General features: G+C 70.3%; 15 protein-coding genes. 1 reads left to right on the top strand and 14 read right to left on the bottom strand.

Features of this window, described 5'->3' with window-relative positions; all coding sequences use genetic code 11:
- Nucleotides 1–57: 57 nt before the first annotated feature.
- From nusB to L0C25_RS20265, 11 genes are all read right to left on the bottom strand, one after another.
- Nucleotides 58–468, bottom strand: coding sequence for a transcription antitermination factor NusB (nusB, locus tag L0C25_RS20315; RefSeq protein WP_271633599.1), 411 nt, complete (start codon nt 466–468; stop codon nt 58–60).
- Between the two features lie 8 nt (nt 469–476).
- On the bottom strand, nt 477–1,040 hold the full coding sequence (gene efp, locus L0C25_RS20310; protein ID WP_271633598.1) for an elongation factor P: 564 nt from the start codon (nt 1,038–1,040) through the stop codon (nt 477–479).
- A 2-nt stretch (nt 1,041–1,042) separates the two neighbouring features.
- Entirely contained in the window at nt 1,043–2,131 is a 1,089-nt protein-coding gene (locus tag L0C25_RS20305) for a M24 family metallopeptidase (protein ID WP_271633597.1), read from the bottom strand.
- A 2-nt stretch (nt 2,132–2,133) separates the two neighbouring features.
- Nucleotides 2,134–3,231: a 3-dehydroquinate synthase gene (gene aroB / locus L0C25_RS20300; protein ID WP_271633596.1), complete on the bottom strand. Its 1,098-nt coding sequence runs from the start codon at nt 3,229–3,231 to the stop codon at nt 2,134–2,136.
- Nucleotides 3,228–3,746, bottom strand: coding sequence for a shikimate kinase (locus L0C25_RS20295; RefSeq protein ID WP_271633595.1), 519 nt, complete (start codon nt 3,744–3,746; stop codon nt 3,228–3,230). The genes aroB and L0C25_RS20295 overlap by 4 nt, the downstream gene beginning before the upstream one ends.
- Nucleotides 3,747–3,846: 100 nt before the next feature.
- Nucleotides 3,847–5,025: a chorismate synthase gene (gene aroC / locus L0C25_RS20290; RefSeq protein ID WP_271633594.1), complete on the bottom strand. Its 1,179-nt coding sequence runs from the start codon at nt 5,023–5,025 to the stop codon at nt 3,847–3,849.
- Between the two features lie 110 nt (nt 5,026–5,135).
- Nucleotides 5,136–5,822 carry a prepilin peptidase gene (locus tag L0C25_RS20285; RefSeq protein ID WP_271633593.1) on the bottom strand — a complete coding sequence of 229 codons (687 nt, stop codon included), beginning with the start codon at nt 5,820–5,822 and terminating at the stop codon, nt 5,136–5,138.
- Between the two features lie 19 nt (nt 5,823–5,841).
- Nucleotides 5,842–7,344, bottom strand: a complete 1,503-nt coding sequence (locus L0C25_RS20280; protein WP_271633592.1) for an FAD-binding oxidoreductase — start codon at nt 7,342–7,344, stop codon at nt 5,842–5,844.
- 115 nt (nt 7,345–7,459) lie between these two features.
- Nucleotides 7,460–8,851 (bottom strand): FAD-binding oxidoreductase, encoded by a 1,392-nt coding sequence (locus L0C25_RS20275; RefSeq protein WP_271633591.1) that lies wholly within the window; start codon nt 8,849–8,851, stop codon nt 7,460–7,462.
- Complete coding sequence (locus L0C25_RS20270) at nt 8,848–10,416, bottom strand: FAD-dependent oxidoreductase (protein WP_271633590.1); 1,569 nt, start codon at nt 10,414–10,416, stop codon at nt 8,848–8,850. The genes L0C25_RS20275 and L0C25_RS20270 overlap by 4 nt, the downstream gene beginning before the upstream one ends.
- Nucleotides 10,417–10,429: 13 nt before the next feature.
- A complete protein-coding gene (locus L0C25_RS20265; RefSeq protein WP_271633589.1) occupies nt 10,430–11,197 on the bottom strand; it encodes a calcium-binding protein in 768 nt (255 codons plus the stop codon).
- A gap of 171 nt (nt 11,198–11,368) precedes the next feature.
- Between L0C25_RS20265 and L0C25_RS20260 the strand changes: the two genes are divergently transcribed.
- Entirely contained in the window at nt 11,369–14,362 is a 2,994-nt protein-coding gene (locus L0C25_RS20260; RefSeq protein WP_271633588.1) for a helix-turn-helix transcriptional regulator, read from the top strand.
- A 158-nt stretch (nt 14,363–14,520) separates the two neighbouring features.
- Here the strand turns inward: L0C25_RS20260 and L0C25_RS20255 are convergent, their stop codons facing one another.
- From L0C25_RS20255 to ruvX, 3 genes are read right to left on the bottom strand one after another with little or no spacing between them, the layout of a single operon-like run.
- On the bottom strand, nt 14,521–15,333 hold the full coding sequence (locus L0C25_RS20255; protein ID WP_271633587.1) for a shikimate dehydrogenase: 813 nt from the start codon (nt 15,331–15,333) through the stop codon (nt 14,521–14,523).
- The gene (gene mltG / locus L0C25_RS20250) at nt 15,327–16,517 is read right to left on the bottom strand and encodes an endolytic transglycosylase MltG (protein ID WP_271633586.1); all 1,191 of its coding nucleotides are present in this window, start codon (nt 16,515–16,517) and stop codon (nt 15,327–15,329) included. Before mltG ends, L0C25_RS20255 begins: the two co-directional genes overlap by 7 nt.
- Complete coding sequence (ruvX, locus tag L0C25_RS20245) at nt 16,514–16,969, bottom strand: Holliday junction resolvase RuvX (protein WP_271633585.1); 456 nt, start codon at nt 16,967–16,969, stop codon at nt 16,514–16,516. The genes mltG and ruvX overlap by 4 nt, the downstream gene beginning before the upstream one ends.
- Between the last annotated feature and the right edge of the window lie 2 nt (nt 16,970–16,971).

The following is a 16,971-nucleotide window of genomic DNA, read 5'->3' as shown; positions in this document are numbered from 1 at the left end:
TTACCGAAGATTGCGCGCTTGTGCTCGCAGGGAGCTGAGTGTCGCCCGATCGTTACGTCAGGCTGGCAGGCTGGGCTTCACCTTCACCAGCTGCGCCAGCAGGCCGTTCACGAAGCCCGGCGACTCGTCGGTCGAGAGGTCCTTCGCGAGCGCGACCGCCTCGCTCACCGCCACCCCGTCGGGCACATCGTCGACATAGAGGATCTCGTACGCGCCGATGCGCAGCAGGTTGCGGTCGACGGTGGGCATCCGCTCGAGCGTCCAGCCGACGGCATGCTCCGCGAGCAGTGCGTCGAGGCGCTCCCGATGGGCGGCGACACCTTCGACGAGCGTGACGGTGTACTCGTTGACCGGCGGGTCGTCCTCGGCGACGCGTCCGGCGAGTGTCTCGCCGAGCGGTACGCCGCGCAGCTCGCACTCGTACAGCACGTCGAGCGCGCGCTTACGTGCCTTCGCACGAGCAGCCATGAAGATCCCTAGGCGCTGACGCGGCCGAGGTAGCTGCCGTCGCGCGTGTCGATCTTGACCTTCTCGCCCTGCGAGATGAACAGCGGGACCTGCGTCTCGTAACCGGTCTCGAGCCGCGCCGGCTTCGTACCACCGCTGGAGCGGTCGCCCTGCAGGCCGGGCTCGGTGTACTCGATGGTCAGCTCGACCGATGCGGGCAGGTCGATGAACAGCGGCTGGCCCTCGTGCACCGAGACGACGGCCTCCTGGTTGTCGAGGAGGAAGTTCGCGGCGTCGCCAACGGTGTCGGGCGAGATGTTGAGCTGCTCGTACGTCTCGGTGTCCATGAACACGTACGCGTCGCCGTCGTGGTACAGGAACTGCATATCGCGCTTGTCGACGCTCGCGGTGTCGACCTTGACGTCGGCGTTGAACGTCTTGTCGACGATCTTGCCCGACAGCACGTTCTTCAGCTTGGTGCGCACGACGGCGCCGCCCTTGCCGGGCTTGTGGTGCTGGAACCACAGGACGGCCCATAGCTGACCGTCGAGGTTCAGCACCATGCCGTTCTTCAGGTCGTTCGTCGTTGCCATGCTCAGCCGATCTCCTGCAGTTCCTTGGTGTACGTCGTCAAGATGGTGGGCGCACCGTCCTCGACGACGAGGGTGTCTTCGATCCGGACTCCCCCGCGGCCGGGCAGGTAGATGCCGGGCTCCATCGTGATGGGGGTGCGAGGAAGAAGTGTACCGGCGGTCGTCTTGCGGATGAACGGGTCCTCGTGGATCACCAGGCCGACGCCGTGCCCGATGCCCGTCGTGAACGCCTCGAGGTAGCCGGCCTCGTCGAGCACCTCGCGCGGGATCGTGTCGGCGTCGGCGATCGCGTTGCCGGCGACGAGCGTGTCGAGCCCGGCCTGCTGCGCGGCGCGTACCGCCGCATAGATCTCGCGCTGCCAGTCGGCGGCCCGACCGATCGCGACGGTACGCGTGCAGTCGGCGTGGTAGCCGGCGTACCGCGCGCCGAAGTCGATCTTCAGCAGGTCACCGCGCTCGACGACGCGGTCGGTCGGGTGGTGGTGCGGGATCGCGGAGTGCGGACCGGACGCGACGATCGTGTCGAACCCGACCGCTTCGGCGCCGTGTTCGTACATGCGCCACTCGAGGTCGCGGGCGATCTCGGTCTCGGTACGCCCGGCGAGCGGGCCGTCGAGAAGTCCCTCGAGTGCACGGGTCGAGATGGCGCAGGCCTCTGTGAGCGCGGCGATCTCGGTGTCGTCCTTGACCACGCGCAGGTCTTCGACCGCTCGGCGCAGCGACTCGACGCCGAGACCGTGCTCGTCGACGAGGGCGGCGAGCGCCGCGTAGTCGTCGACCGACAACGCATGCGTCTCGGCGCCGATGCGCGTACCGCGCGGCAGCTCGGCGTGTGCGAGCAAGGTCGCCGCGAGCTCGCGGTCGGTGTGCCGCTCGACGTCGGGGCACTCGGCCGCGGCCTGGTCGGTGTAGCGACCGTCGGAGACGAACGACGCCCGGGCGTCGGCGTGCACGAGCACCGCGCCGTTGGAGCCGGTGAACCCGGTCAGGTAGCGCACGTTGACGAGGTCGGTGACCAGGGCAGCGCCCAGGTCGCGCTCCTGCAGGAGCTTGGCGAGCTTGGCGCGCCGGGGTTCGTGCTGTGCGGGCATCGTCACCTCGAGATCTCTGCGTACGCGGCGGTGAGCAGCGCCGGGTCGGGTCCGGACAGGATGGCGGGCTCGGCGAGCGCGTCGAGTACGACGAACCGGAGGCGATCGCCCCGCGTCTTCTTGTCGAGCCGCATCGCATCGTACAGCTCGGGCCAGACACCTGGCCGGTATGCCGTCGGCAGCCCCACCACCTGCAGCAGATTGCGGTGCCGGTCGACGAGCGCCCGGTCGATGCGCCCGCTCAGACCGGCGAGCTGCGCGGCGAAGCACATGCCGATCGCCACGGCGGCGCCGTGCCGGAACGTGAACTGCTCCACCCGCTCGACGGCGTGGCCGAGGGTGTGGCCGTAGTTCAGCATCTCGCGTCCGACGCCGTCGGCCGAGTCTTCCCGGAGATCGGCCGCGACCACGTCGGCCTTCACTCGTACGGCGCGTTCGATCAGCTCGGCGAGTACCGGACCCGACGCGTCGAGGGCGGCGGCGGGGTCGTCCTCGACGAGGTCGAGGATCTGCGGGTCTGCGATGAACCCGCACTTGATCACCTCGGCGAGGCCGCTGCGCAGCTCGTTGTCGGGCAGGGTCGCGAGCACCGTCGTGTCGCACAGGACACCGCGGGGCTCGTAGAACGCCCCGACGAGGTTCTTGCCTTCGTCGGTGTTGATCCCGGTCTTGCCGCCGACCGCCGCATCGACCATGCCGAGCAGTGAGGTCGGCACCGTGACGTACCCGACGCCGCGCAACCAGGTCGCGGCGACGAAGCCGGCAAGGTCGGTGGTGGAACCGCCGCCGAGGCCGATGACGACGTCGCTACGGGTGAATCCGGCCTGGCCGAGCACGCGCCAGCAGAACGCCGCCACCTCGGAGGTCTTGGCCGTCTCGCCCTCCGGCACCTCGATGCAGTGCGCCTCCCGGGTGTCGTTCATCAGCCGCTTGCGGATCGACTCCGCCGGGGACGCGAGCGTCGTCGGATGGATGATCGCCACCCGCTGGGCGTCGGCACCGATCAGGTCCGGCAGGTCGTCCAGCGCACCGTCGCCGATGGCGACGTCGTACGGCCGCTCCGAGTCGACCCGCAGGCGTTCGGGCTGCGACGCTGTCATGCCGTACTCCCTCCGGTCTCGAGCCAGCGGACGATGTCGTCGGCGACTTCACGCGGCGTCAACGCATCGGTCGAAACAACGTGGGCCGCCACCTCGGCGTAGATCGGACGCCGCTCGTCCATCAAGGTCTTCAACTGTGAGCGTACGTTGCCGAGCAACAAGGGTCGGGCGGTGTTGAGGCCGACCCGCTTCGCGGCCTCGGACAGGCCGACGTCGAGGAACACGACGCGATGACCGTCGAGCGCGGCACGGGTGCCGGCGTGCAGCACGGCTCCCCCGCCGAGGGCGAGAATCCCGGCGTGCTCGGCCAGCGCGGTGCTTACCGCGGCGGCCTCCGCGTCGCGGAAGTGGGCCTCCCCGTGGTCGACGAACAGATCGGCAATCGTGCTGTCGTGCGTACGTTCGACGTCCTCGTCGGTGTCGCGGACGTCGGCGCCCAGCAGGTCGGCGAGCTCGCGGGCGACGGTGGTCTTGCCGGAACCGGGCGGGCCGACGAGGACGACGCGCGGAGTCATTGCCCGCCACCCACCGTGGGCAAGACGTTTGCGCGGGAAACGCCGGGCGTGTCCCGCTCGAACGTCCGGCCCAGCGGGGGGCTGGGCACCGATTCACGGCTCATCGGTGCTTCATCTCCGCGAGGTAGCCCTCCAGGTTGCGGCGGGTCTCGCCGATCGCGTCGCCGCCGAACTTCTCCAGCAGCGCGTCACCGAGTACGAGCGCGACCATCGCCTCCGCGACGATGCCGGCGGCCGGGACGGCCGCGACGTCGGAGCGCTGGTGATGTGCCTTGGTCGCCTCGCCGGTCTCGACGTCGACGGTACGAAGTGCGCGGGGCACCGTGGCGATCGGCTTCATCGCGGCCCGTACGCGCAGGGTCTCGCCCGTGCTCATGCCACCCTCGATGCCGCCGGAGCGACCCGACGACCGACGGATGCCGTCGTCGGTGGAGACGATCTCGTCGTGCGCCTCCGACCCGCGCGAACGCGCGAGCTCGAAACCGTCGCCGACCTCGACGCCCTTGATCGCCTGGATGCCCATCAGTGCGCCCGCGAGGCGCGAGTCGAGCTTGCGGTCCCAGTGCACGTGGCTGCCGAGCCCGGGCGGTAGCCCGTCGACGGCGACCTCGACCACGCCGCCGAGGGTGTCGCCGTCCTTGTGGGCCCGGTCGACCTCCTCGACCATCGCCGCACTCGCGTCGGGATCGAGGCAGCGTACGGGGTCGGCGTCGAGGCGCTCCACGTCGTCGATCGTCGGCAGTACACCCGCGGGCGCGCGTACCGAGCCGAACTCGATCACGTGGCTCACGACCGTGGCACCGCCGGCCTGTCGGAGCAGCCTGCTCGCGACCGCGCCGAGCGCGACGCGGGCCGCCGTCTCCCGGGCGCTGGCCCGCTCGAGGATCGGGCGAGCCTCGTCGAAGTCGTACTTCTGCATGCCGACGAGATCCGCATGGCCCGGGCGAGGACGGGTGAGCGGTGCCCCGCGGGCGGAGTCGGCCAGGGCGGCCTCGTCGACCGGGTCGGCGGACATGACGGTCTGCCATTTGGGCCACTCGGAGTTGCCGATGCGCAAGGCGACCGGGCTGCCGAGCGTACGACCGTGGCGGATGCCGCCCACGATCTCGAGCTCATCGGCCTCGAACTTCATCCGGGCGCCCCGGCCGTACCCGAGACGACGACGCGCGAGGGCCGCGGAGATGTCGGCACTCGTGACCTCGACCCCGGCGGGCACGCCTTCGAGCACGGCGACCAGGCCGGGGCCGTGCGACTCGCCCGCCGTCAACCAACGAAGCATGCGCTCAGTCTTTCACGCACCCCGACGAGAGAACTCTGGCCCTGTGGGCCGCACGTTCCGGCCCCGAAATCGGCCATTCCGGGGCCGAGACGTGCGGCCCACGTTCAGCGTCAGCCGAGCCAGGACGTGATCGCCGGAGCGCAGACGACGCCGACCCAGGCGCCGGCGAACATGAACGGGCCGAACGGGTAGCCGGTGCGATCGACGACCTTCGCGAGGGCGAGCCCGCCGCCGATCAGCGCGCCGAGGATGAACGCGGCGTACATGCCGACGATCAGCTCGCTCCAGCCGAGCCAGCCCAGGGCCATCGCCAGCACTCCGGAGAGGCGTACGTCTCCGTAGCCGATGCCGCGGCGGTAGACGAACCACATCCCGGTGAAGATCGCGTACGTCGCGATCCAGGCGATCAGCGACCGCCGGGCGGCGTCGTAGTCACCGGTGACCACCGCGGCAACGATCAGCAGCAGGCCGACGATCGCATACGACGGCGCGACGATCCGGAACGGCAGCAGCCGCACCCGCCAGTCGACGTACGACAGCACCACACCGACGACGCTCAGGAAGCACCACACCGGGAGCGACGGATCCGGCCCGAGCGCGGCGCCGAGCGATCCCGCGACGACCGCCGAGGCCGCCGCGAGACGCAGCGCGAGGCGCGGGCCGCCGGCGAGCTCGGCGTACGGCACCTCGACCTCGACCGGGTCGGGCAGCCGGGCGATGACGCGCGGCGACCACCACGCGCCGAGCGCGGCGACGGCGGCCATCCCGACTGCCGCGAAAAGCTGATCGGTCGTCACGGTCAGGCAGGATAGCCGCTCACCGGATGGAGTACGGCGAGCGGAACGCTCCCTGTGGATCGTACTTGTGGGCGATGCGCCGCAGCTTCTTCCAGTGCTTGCCGTAGTAGCGGCGCACCGGGCGGCCCGGTTCGAGGTAGTTCACGTACGCGCCGACCGACCGCGCGGCCACCGCGCGGTGGCCGTGCTTGATCCAGGTACGGCCGGCCTTGACCGCCTTCGGCGACGGATGGGGCAGACCGACGTACCACTGCAGCGACGCCAGTGCATTGCGCCACGGGAACGCCGACGAGCTCACCTTCGGCCGCCCGGCCCGCCCGTTGAGCGGGTCCAGGATCGCCGACGCGCCGCCGCCGTGCCGAGACCGTTGGCGTACGACGCCGACCAGGTCCCGCAGCGCGGGCGTCCTCATCGGCGCGCCGATGATGTCCGAGCCCGCGACGAACGACTGCCGCTGGTGCCCGTTCGCGCCCGCGAGCAGGTGCATCGCCTCGCGGTGCGACTTCTGCGCGTACGAGACGCTCGAGGGATTGCGTCCGACGGCCCGGATCAGCGCCTTGGCCTCGTGATGGCCGTCGCCGGTCAGCGAGAGCCCGACGATGCGCGGCGAGATGCTGCCGTTGTTGGCGTCCAGATGCACGTTCGCCCAGGAGGTACGCGGCATGTGCCGCAGTCGCTGCTGCCATCCGCGTATGACTGCTACCGCGTCGTGCCCGGGCCACGACAGGAAGAAGAACCCCACCCGGTGCGCGTCGAACGTACGCATCGTCAGGTGCGTGACGATCGCGAAGTTGCCGCCTCCGCCGCCGCGTAGCGCCCAGAACAGGTCCTTGTGATGGTGCGCGTCGGCGTGCCGGATCTTGCCGTCGGCGGTGACGACCTGCATATCGACGACGGCGTCCTGGGTGAGCCCGTACATCCGGCTCTCGGCGCCGATGCCGCCACCGAGAGTGAGCCCGGCAGCGCCGACCGTCGGGCAGGTGCCCGTCGGGACGGTGCGGCCGTGCCGGTCGAGCCGGTCGTGCAGGCGCCCGAGCTCGGCACCCGCCCCGATGACGACGCGCTTCGACCCGGGCTGGTAGTCGATTCCGTCCATCCCACCGGTGTCGATCACGATGCCCTTGCTGAACATCGACGCGCCGACGTACGAGTGGCCGCCCGACTTCGGTCGCAGCGGCACGTCGAACTTGCGGGCGAACCGCAGCGCCTCGCTGACGTCGTGCGCATTGGCCGCGCGCACGATGCCGCGTGGATGGTCGCCGTCGAAGCGAGGGTCGAACAGGTGGGTCGCCTTGCGATAACCCTTCTCCCCTCGCCGCAGCAACCTGCCCTTGAGTCCGCGTTCCAGCGCCTTCCAGTCGGCAGCCGTCGGCCCGTCGCGTCTGGCCGCGATGGGCGGCGGGCCGGACGTACGCGCGGCCAACGGTGCTGCGTCGGTGCGAGTTGGCGCCGCGACGCTGGTCGCGGCGAGTGCTCCTGCGATCGTCCCCCGCAGGACGGTCCTTCGATCGAGTTCGCTCATGTCCCCAGCATGCACTGCCCTTCCCGCTGAGGAGAGAGTTTTGGCCCTGTGACGAGAGATTACGCACTCCAGCCGGGGGTACGTAGTCTCTCGTCACAGGGCCAGAAGTCTCTCCTCAGCGGGGTTTGATGTTCTGGTTGACCCGGAAGACGTTCTCGGGGTCGTACTCCCCCTTGATCCGCGCCAGGCGGTCGTAGTTGCCTCGGTACGCCGCGCGTACCCGCTCCTGCCCCTCGTCCATCATCATGTTCACGTACGCGCCCCCCGCCGAGTACGGGTGCAGTGCGTCGAAGTAGCCGACCGTCCAGTCCCGCAGGGTCGGCACCTTGGCCGGGTCGGGATCGACGCCGCCGTAAACCGTGCCCCAGGTCGCGTCGCGGTAGCTCCATGCGGTGGCACCCGGGTCGACGTCGTGCGCAGCGCCGTCGACCGGATAGAGATGCATCGTCGACTGCATGGTCGGCAGCCGCGCGCCGTACTGCGCGTGGAGTGCGACGGCGGGGTCGGGGATCTGCTTGACGAAGTCCGCGCGCCAGTACCACTGGTCGCCCTTCGGATACAGTGCGTCGAACGCACTCTGGAGGTCCGGATGCGGCATCGGCGCCGCTCCATGCATCAGCGGTTCGGGCAGCGAGTCGAGCAGCGGCGCCATGTCGGCGGATGCCTGCTCCTCCGTGCCCGTGTGGCACCACACGACCCCGCACACCTTGCGGAGGTGGAGCTCGTCCGGGAACGGCGGCACCGGTGGCACTGTCGTCAACGCGAAGAACCCGTTCAGGTCGCGCGGCGCGGCCGGCAGGAACTCCCGGTACGCCGCGAGCACCTCTTCGGTCTGCTCGACCGCCCAGAAGGTCGGCCCCGCAACGACCGTGTCGACCTCGTGGAGCCGGAACGTGAACGACGTGACGACGCCGAAGTTCCCGCCGCCGCCCCGAAGCGCCCAGAACAGGTCGGGGTGCTCGTCGGCGTTCGCGCGTACGTGCTCGCCGTTGGCCAGAACGACCTCGGCCTCGAGCAGGTTGTCGATCGCCAGCCCACACCGTCGGGTGAGGTGACCGAGTCCGCCACCGAGCGTGAGCCCGCCGACGCCGGTCGTCGAGATGATCCCGCTCGGCGTCGCCAGCCCGAACGCATGCGTTGCCTGGTCGACCTCGCCCCAGGTGCAGCCGCCACCGACTCGCACTGTGTGCGCTGCCTCGTCGACACGTACCTCCCTCAGTGCCCCCAGGTCGATGACGACGCCGTCGTCACAGGTTCCGAGACCTGCCCCGTTGTGCCCGCCGCCGCGTACCGCCACGAGCATGCCTCGCTCGCGCGCAAAGCGGAGGACACGGGTGATGTCATCGGGCCCCGCGACCCTTGCGATGAGTGCGGGATGCCTGTCGATCATCGCGTTGTAGACCGCGCGGGCCTCTTGGTAGCTGCCGTCGCCCGGACCGATGAGCTCGCCCTGGAAGTCGGTGAGTTCGTCGCGTGCGGCGCTTCCCGCGTCGATGGAGGTGGTCATGATGTCCTCTCGGGGGTTCGGACGGCCCGTATCTCGGGACGATCCGTTGGCGCGGCCGGCTGGTTGGTCGCCGGATCACGGAGTGGCTTCTCGGCTCGGCCGCTCGCGGGCGTCCGAGCGATCACCTTGACGAGATAGCGAGGCCGCAGCAGCGACGCCGGGGGCTCCATCAGGTTCATCACGCGAAGGAACGCGACGGCGAGCCCCTGGTCGCTGTGGGCGGCCCGCTGGAACCGCGCGACGTACCGGTTGATGAGGCGGGCGCCGCGGGGTACGCGTCCCGGTGTTCCGGGGATCTGCTGGTCGGCGCTGACGGACGTCTGCCATGCGCCGTCGATGATCGGCCGGATCGCAGCGAAGTACCGGTCGGCGAGACCTCGCCTCCTGCCGGTGTCGCGCAGGCAGTCGCGCAAGGCGAGCGCCTCGAGCGCCGCGACCGTCATCCCTTGCCCGAACACCGGGTTGAACGAGCAGACCGCGTCGCCCGTGACGAGCAGCCCGTCCGGGAACGCCCGCATTGCGTCGTACCGGTGCCGCACGCTCGCCGGGAAGCGGAAGTATGCACCGTCGTCGAGCGGAGTCGCCGACCGAACCGTCGCACCGAGCCCGTCATCCACCTCGGCGGCACGTTCGGCGAACGCCGGTAGCTCGCGTGGTGCGACGTCGCCGTGATAGGCCCCGATCGAGACGATCCAGCGTTCGTTCTCCTGCCGGAGCATCGCGGCGCCGACGGGCGCCTCTGGCGTTGCGGCGACGATGAGTCCGTTCTGGCCGCCGAGATCGGTCGGCGTACGCGCGAACGTGCGCGTCGTGTACGACACGTCGACCTGCACGCGCTCGACCTCGGGCTCCTCGTATCCGAGCTCGCCCAACCAGTCGGGCAACCTCGACGTCCGCCCCGACGCATCCACGACGAGTTCGGCCGCTACCGGGCGCTCCGCGCTCCCGTTCGCGACCATCACGCCGCGTACGCGACCGCCGCGGCACGTCAGGCCGGTTGCCCGCAGACCCTGCGCGATGGTGACGTTGGGCAGCGCCGCAACGCGCTCGCGCACGTGGTGCTCGAGCATCGGGCGGCCGAGCATGATCCCTTCGAGTCCACTGGTGCCCCGCTTCAGATCGCCACCGCCGATGTTCCAACGGACGTCGGCCTGCAGATCGCCGGCGAGCGCGCCCGCCGAGACGAGATCCTCGACGAGGCCGGGGAACAGCTCGTCGAGCACCTCTCGTCCACGAGCGAGCAGGCCGTGCGTATGGGCACCCTGCGGCACCCCGCCACGTGGCCTGATCTCGTCCGGAAGCCGGTCGCGGTCGATGATCCGTACGTGGTCGTACGTCTCGGACAAGACCCGCGCCGTGAGCAGGCCTGCCATGCTGGCGCCGATGACGACCGCGGTTCGCCGGCCTCGCTTGCCCGCTGCCGGGCAACGCTCGGCGTGCTGCTCGCGGCGCGCCTGCACCTGCGTCTGAGCGGCCTGGTTGGAGAACGGGAGCGCGAGGCCGGGCGCGAACGATACGAAGGCCGCGAGCACCTGACCGCAGTGCTGGCATCGGTACGTCTGCATGGCAACCGGCTCCCTACGGTGCCGCGACGATGGCGCCGAGCGTGCCACCGAGTCGGTTGAGCCGGACGGTGTAGAACGCCGGGTGCTTCCGGGTCAGGTCGGCGACCCGCGCACGATTTGCCTGGCCCGCGGGGCACAGCAGCTTCTCGACGTCCTTCTGCCGGACGGTGACGGCGAGCGTGTCGTTCGCGAAGAACCTGACCAGGAACTGCGCGCCCAGCTCCTCTCGCTTGGGCACCTTGACGATCTCGCAGCGGAACTGCGGCTTGTCACCGATGTCGACGCGCGGGATCTTGCGGCCCTGGTGCCACTGGAGCTTGAGGTCACCGTTCGACTTCGTCACGAACGGCGCGAACACCATCGTGTCGCGGCCGTCCTCGCCGACGTACGCATCGCTGCCGTCGCCGGGCGCCCAGATATTGATGTCGTTGCCGGGTCCGCCGAGCAGGACGTCGCTGTTCGGGGCGACGCCGCCCTCCGGTCCTCCGACCAGGATGTCCGCGCCCGAACCGCCGATCTCGGTGTCTCCACCGAGCTTGCCGACCAGAAGGTCCTCCTTGGCGCGACCGAAGAGCACGTCGGTGTTGTCCATGTGCTGCTTCGCGACGACACCGGGCGGCTGGATGAACGGGTTGTCGGCATTGTCGTTGTCCAACCCGATGTGGACGTCCTTCTTCGGTGTGCCCGGCGCGATGTTCGCCATGGATGCGGATACGGTCGTGGCCGCCACCGCGGCGACGACCGAGACGGCGGCGAGCCGTCGGAGCGTTGTTCTCGACATGGTCTCCCTCTCGATGCGCCGGCATTTCCCTGTTTCGTGTCCGGCGTTTCATCGACCGTAGGAGCGCCGGACCGAGCGCCGATATCGGTCGAGGACCTCAGATCGGCCCTCGGGTATGCCTAATCCGCTGACGGATGGCCCTCGAGGGTCGATCATCGATGGTGGAGGCCGGTGTCACCGCCGGAACCGATGCACGACGGGAACGCGTTGACGACGCCGATCGTGGGCAGGGACGCCGAGTTGGAGCGACTTGGCGGGGCGTTCGCGCGCGCGGCAGACGGCACCCCGACGGTTCAGCTCGTGCTCGGAGAGGCGGGGGTCGGGAAGACCACGCTCCTACGCCGCTTCGCCGCCGGCGTCGACACGACTCTCCTCGTCGGTGGATGCGTACCCGTCGGCGGCGAGGCGATGCCGTTCGTCCCGATCATCGGCGCGCTACGGCAGTTCATCGCCGACAGCGACGACGACCACGTACGGCGCTGTGCGGACCGCTGGCCGACGGTGTTCACGCAGCTCGCACCCGCACAGGTCCCGAGTGGGCCGGTCGATGCGTTCGCGCCCCTGAGTCCGTCGGGGCAGGTGAGGTTGTTCGAGTCGATCCTGTCGATGGTCGGCGATCTTGCGGCTACCCGGCCGCTGCTGTGGATCATCGAAGACCTGCAATGGGCCGATCTGTCGACGCTCGATCTGGTCGCGTACCTCGCCCGCAACCTGAGCGACGAGCACGTCGTCGTCATGCTGTCGGTCCGAACCGACGACCTCCCGCGCGCGCACCCGTTGCGTGGTTGGCTTGCGGATCTGGAACGGCTGGCGATCGTCGACCGGCTCGGCCTCGGCCGGCTCGGACGGGACGACACGGCGCACCAGATAGCCGTCCTGATCGGCGACGACCGCACCGCCCCGGCCTGGGAGCTGGTCGACCTCGTCTTCGACCGGTCGGCGGGCAACCCCCTGTTCACCGAGCAGCTGCTGCCGTGCGCCCGAGAGCGTACGCCCGACCTGCCGGCAACGCTCCGGGATCTGGTGAGCGCCCGCATCACCGGGCTCCCTGGACCGACGCAAGACGTGCTCGGGGTCGCGGCCGTGGTCGGCCGGGAGTTCGACCTCGACGTACTGGCCACCGTTGCGACCCTCGCGCCCGACACCGCCGAGGCACGGCTGCGCGCCGCCGTCGACAACCAGATCGTCGCGCCCGGTACCGGTACGACGTACGCCTTCACCCATCCGACGTTCCGCGAGGTGCTCGAAGGCGATCTGCTCCCGGGACGAAGAACCAGCCTGCACGCTTCGACGGGCCGCGCGCTCCAGGGCATGCCCGATGCCGGCGACCCGTCGCTTGCGGGGCGGATCGCGTACCACTGGGCGCAGGCGGACGTACCCGAGGTCGCGTTCGCCACTGCCGTACGCGCCGGACTCGCCGCCGAGCAGGTGTACGCGTTCGCGGACGCGGACGAGCACTACACGCGCGCCGTACGCCTGACGTCGGGTCGCTCCATGATCGCCGGCGCGGCGCTCGACGGTGTCGAGCTGCTCGTCCACGCATCCCAGGCCGCGCATCTGACGGGCGACGGCCCACGCGCCGTGCGCCTTGCCGACGAGGCCGGGACGCTGACGCCCGACCCGATCCGGCGGTCGGCGATCCTCGAACGCAAGGGGGCCTACTGCTTCAATGCGGGCCTCGTGGACGAGGCGCAGGCGGCGTACCGCGAAGCGCTCACCCTGCTGCCCACGACACCGTCGCCCGCACGCGCGCGGGTGTACGCCGGCCTCGGTCTGCTCGCGATCGCATGGACCCGCATCGACGAGGCCGACGCCGCATGCAAGGAAGCGATCCGGATCGCCCGCGAGATCGATGCGCGCGCAGAGGAGGGCCGTGCCCTGAATGCGCTCGGCGCGGTGCGCGCGTACCAGGGCGACTTCGAGACGGGCATCGTCTACTCGCGCGCGGCGGTCACGATCGCGACCGAGATCGGAGATCCGGACGACCTGGCGTTGGCCTACATCGACTGCGCCCATGTGCTCGGCGTCGCGGGCCGCGACGTCGACGCTGTCGACGTCTGCGTCGAGGGGTACGCCGCAATGCGCCGGGTCGGACTCGCCCGCCAGGATGGCAGCTTCATGCTCGCCAACGCCGCCGAGTCGCTGATCCGGTCGGGGCGGCTCGACCGGGCGGGAACTCTGCTCGAGGAGGCGCTGGCCCAGCAGTCGCGCGGCGTACGCGCGTTCCCCGTTCTGGAGCAGGCGACCCGGCTGTCGCTCGCCCGCGGTGACCTCGACACGGCGCGCGCTCGCCTCGACCAGTGCCACGAGCTGCTCGCCGAGTTCGGCGCGCCCGAGTCGTGGCAGCGCGAGCTGTACGAGATCGACGCCGAGCTCCGGCTGTGGCTGCACGAGGAGGACGCGGCGTACGAGAGTGCGCTCGGCGGACTCGATCTGGTGCGGAACGGCGACGAGCAGCGCTTCGCCGGCCCGCTCGTCATGCTCGCCACTCGCGCGCTCGCCGACCGGTGCCAGCGCACCCCGCCGAGCCAGGTGGCGCACGCGCGTATCGGTGAGCTCGTCGAGTCGCTCACGGCGCGGATCAAGGCGCTCGTCCCGAACCCGCTGGACGCGGACTCCCATCCGACCGTCGATGCAGCCGCGGTGGCGGCGACGATCGATGCGGAGCTCGCGCGGTGTACTCCCGACGTAGCCGAGCCCGCGAGGTGGGCCGACGCCGCGGCGGCATGGCAGCGGCTCGGTCGACCGTTCTCCACGGCGTACTGCCGCTGGCGCGAGGCCGAGGCAACGGTGCTCGGCAAGGGCACGGGCGCCGAACAGCTGGCCGCCGTACGACGTGCCCACGCCGCCGCCTCCGAGCTCGATGCACGCTGCCTGCTGGCCGAGATCTCCGACCTCGCTCGGTGGGGACGCATCGACATCGGCGCCCCGACGCAACGCCGCGCCGCCGACGACTGGGCCGACACCGACCTGACGCCACGTGAGCTCGAGGTGCTGGCCGGGCTCGTTGCCGGGAGGACCAATCGCGAGATCGCCGACTCGCTGTTCATCAGCACGAAGACGGCCAGCGTGCACGTGTCGAACCTGCTGCACAAGCTCGGCGTGAGCAGCCGCGAACAGGCGGCACGGCTGGCCAATGCGCGGGGTATGAAACCAGCCGAATAACGCTGAGGAGAGGATCCCGGCCCGGTGAGGAGAGAGTTGTGGCCCGGTGAGGAGAGAGTTGTGGCCCGGTGACGAGAGAGTTTGTGGCCCTGCTGCGGGCTCGGGATCCTCTCCTCAGCGGGCCGGGATCCTCTCCTCAGCGGGCCGGGATCCTCTCCTCAGCGTGAGTGGAGGACTGCGGTGCGGAGGATCGACGCCGGCACCGTGCGGCCGGTCATCAGCTCGACCTGCAGCGCTGCCTGGTGCGCGAGCAGGTCGAGCCCCGATACGACGGGCAGGCCGGCCACGGTTGCGGCGGACGCCAACGCCGTGGGCCAGGGGTCGTAGATCACGTCGAACACCGCGCCCACCCGCATACACCACTGCCCGGCATGCCGTTCGATGGCAGCCGACGGGGCTGTCGAGACGAGGAGGTCGGCGTCGCGCAGGGGTTCGTCCAGCCGCGCGATCGAGACGTCGACGCCCCACGTACGAGCGAGCTCGGCGAGCGGCTCGGCCCGCGCGGGCTCTCGTACGACGAGCGTCGCCGAGCGCAGCCCATCGGCCCGCAACGCGGCGAGAGCCGACGCTGCGGTCGCTCCTGCGCCGACAACCGCGGCCGTACGCACGCCTCGTACGCCGTGCTCCTCGAACGCGCCCAGCATGCCCGGGATATCGGTGTTGTCGCCGATCCGCCGGCCGCCCTCGAACACGATCGTGTTGAGCGCCGACACCGAGCGCACGGCGTCCGACACCTCGTCGACCAGCCCGACCGCGACCCGCTTCAACGGCATCGTGAGCGACAGGCCACGCCACGAGTCGTCGAGCCCGTCGAGGAACTCCGGCAGCCCTGCCTCGTCGACCTCGACCGCCTCGTACGTCCAGTCGAGCCCCAGCTCGGCGTACGCCCGCCGATGCATCACCGGCGACAGCGAGTGCGCGATCGGCTTGCCGAGCACCGCGCAGCGGCCCCGCGACGTACCGCTCAGCACAGGTCTGAGCCCTCGCAGTACTCCTGCAGCTTGTCGACGTTCTTGTTGTGCTCGTCGAGCGACGATGCGAACAGGGTCTCCCCGGACTCGAGGTCGACCGTCACGAAGTACGTCCAGTCACCGTCGGCCGGGTTGAGCGCGGCCTTGATCGCCTCCGCACCGGGCGAGTCGATCGGGCCGGGCGGCAGCCCGGTGTTCTCGTACGTGTTATACGGCGAGTCGATCTCGCGTTCCTCGTCGGTCGTGAACACGTCACCGCTGCGTTCGGCGACGTAGTGCACGGTCGAGTCGAGCTGCAGCGCCATGCCCTCGTCGAGACGGTTGTAGATGACCCGCGCGACCTTCGCGCGGTCCTGGTCGCGGCTTGCCTCCCGCTCCACCAGGCTTGCCGCGATCAGCGCATCGCGGGCGCTCACCCCGAGCTTGTCGGCCTTCGACTCGAGCCCGAGCTTCCGGTGCTCCGTCTTCGCCTTCTGGACCATCGTCTTGAGTACGCCCGACGCGGTCGGCTTCTCGGGCAGGTCGTACGACGCCGGGTACAGGAAGCCCTCGGGGTCGCCGTCGGCGTAGCCCGGTAGGCCGAGCGCGTTCGTCTGCTTCAACGCCTTCTCGACGTCGGCCTCCTCGAGGTCGGTGCCGTCGACGATGGCGGCGACCACCTGGTCGGAGCGCAGGCCCTCGGGGATCACCAGCGAACCCTGCGTACGGAAGTCGGCGTCGAGCAGCCGACCCAAAGCCGCCTCGGCGGACATCTTGTGCGCGAGCTCGTAATAGCCCGGCTGAATCGACTGAGCTTCCGGATTCGCGTCTGCTGCGTCGAGGTAGGCATCGACACTGGCGACGACCCCTTCCTCCTTCAGCGTGCGCCCAATCTCGGACCCGACGGCACCTTGCTCGACATGCACGACAACTGTCCCGGTGCCGTTGCCAGAGTAGTCCGGCGGCGGCCCGAACTGGTCGTCGAGGAACGACGCGGCCTTCTGCACGCCCCAGTAGCCGACCGCGCCGAGTACGACGACGATGACGAGCGCGAGGATGCAGCCCGGCCCGCGGCGCTTCTTCTTCCGCGCGCGGCGATGCCCGGCCGGTCGCGGCGCCTCGTCCGGCGGCAGGGTCGTACCCTCCTGCACCGCCTCCGTGTCGGCGGCCGTGTGCCAGCCGATCTCCGGCTCGTAGTCGGTCACGCAGTCTCCAGGGTCTCGCCGGGTGCGGAACCGCTGGTGCGCTCGGTGTCGAGCGCCGACTGCAAGATGACGACCGCGGCCGCCTGATCGATCACGGCCCGCTTGCTCTTACCCCGTTTTCCTTGCGTACGCAGCGCGTGCTCGGCGGTCACCGTCGACATCCTCTCGTCGACGAGACGTACCGGGGTGGGCGCGACGGCCTCCGCGAGTTGCGCAGCATAGGCACGTACCTTACGTGCCGCCGGCCCGAGCCCTCCGGACAGTGACCGCGGCAGGCCGACGACGACCTCGACAGCGTCGTACTCGGACGCGAGCACGGCGAGCCGCGGTATCGCCTGCTCGCCCGCCGCCACGGTCTCGACGGGCGTCGCGAGCAGCCCGGACGGGTCGCTCACCGCAACCCCGATCCGGGCGTCGCCCACGTCGACACCGAGCCGTGCACCTCCCCGCATCG

It is taken from the genome of Solicola gregarius (assembly GCF_025790165.1).
GTDB classification, from domain to species: domain Bacteria; phylum Actinomycetota; class Actinomycetes; order Propionibacteriales; family Nocardioidaceae; genus Solicola; species Solicola gregarius.
The sequence above is the reverse complement of the archived record's forward strand: the minus strand, read 5'-3'. Positions and strand labels throughout refer to the sequence as shown.

What these genes read in the sequence shown, in the direction of transcription:
- L0C25_RS20275 (WP_271633591.1), bottom strand. Translation starts at nt 8,851, where the DNA reads ATGACCACCTCCATCGACGCGGGAAGCGCCGCACGCGACGAACTCACC.
- L0C25_RS20295 (WP_271633595.1), bottom strand. Translation starts at nt 3,746, where the DNA reads ATGACTCCGCGCGTCGTCCTCGTCGGCCCGCCCGGTTCCGGCAAGACC.
- L0C25_RS20305 (WP_271633597.1), bottom strand. Translation starts at nt 2,131, where the DNA reads ATGCCCGCACAGCACGAACCCCGGCGCGCCAAGCTCGCCAAGCTCCTG.
- efp (WP_271633598.1), bottom strand. Translation starts at nt 1,040, where the DNA reads ATGGCAACGACGAACGACCTGAAGAACGGCATGGTGCTGAACCTCGAC.
- nusB (WP_271633599.1), bottom strand. Translation starts at nt 468, where the DNA reads ATGGCTGCTCGTGCGAAGGCACGTAAGCGCGCGCTCGACGTGCTGTAC.
- L0C25_RS20280 (WP_271633592.1), bottom strand. Translation starts at nt 7,344, where the DNA reads ATGAGCGAACTCGATCGAAGGACCGTCCTGCGGGGGACGATCGCAGGA.
- aroB (WP_271633596.1), bottom strand. Translation starts at nt 3,231, where the DNA reads ATGACAGCGTCGCAGCCCGAACGCCTGCGGGTCGACTCGGAGCGGCCG.
- L0C25_RS20265 (WP_271633589.1), bottom strand. Translation starts at nt 11,197, where the DNA reads ATGTCGAGAACAACGCTCCGACGGCTCGCCGCCGTCTCGGTCGTCGCC.
- L0C25_RS20270 (WP_271633590.1), bottom strand. Translation starts at nt 10,416, where the DNA reads ATGCAGACGTACCGATGCCAGCACTGCGGTCAGGTGCTCGCGGCCTTC.
- aroC (WP_271633594.1), bottom strand. Translation starts at nt 5,025, where the DNA reads ATGCTTCGTTGGTTGACGGCGGGCGAGTCGCACGGCCCCGGCCTGGTC.
- ruvX (WP_271633585.1), bottom strand. Translation starts at nt 16,969, where the DNA reads ATGCGGGGAGGTGCACGGCTCGGTGTCGACGTGGGCGACGCCCGGATC.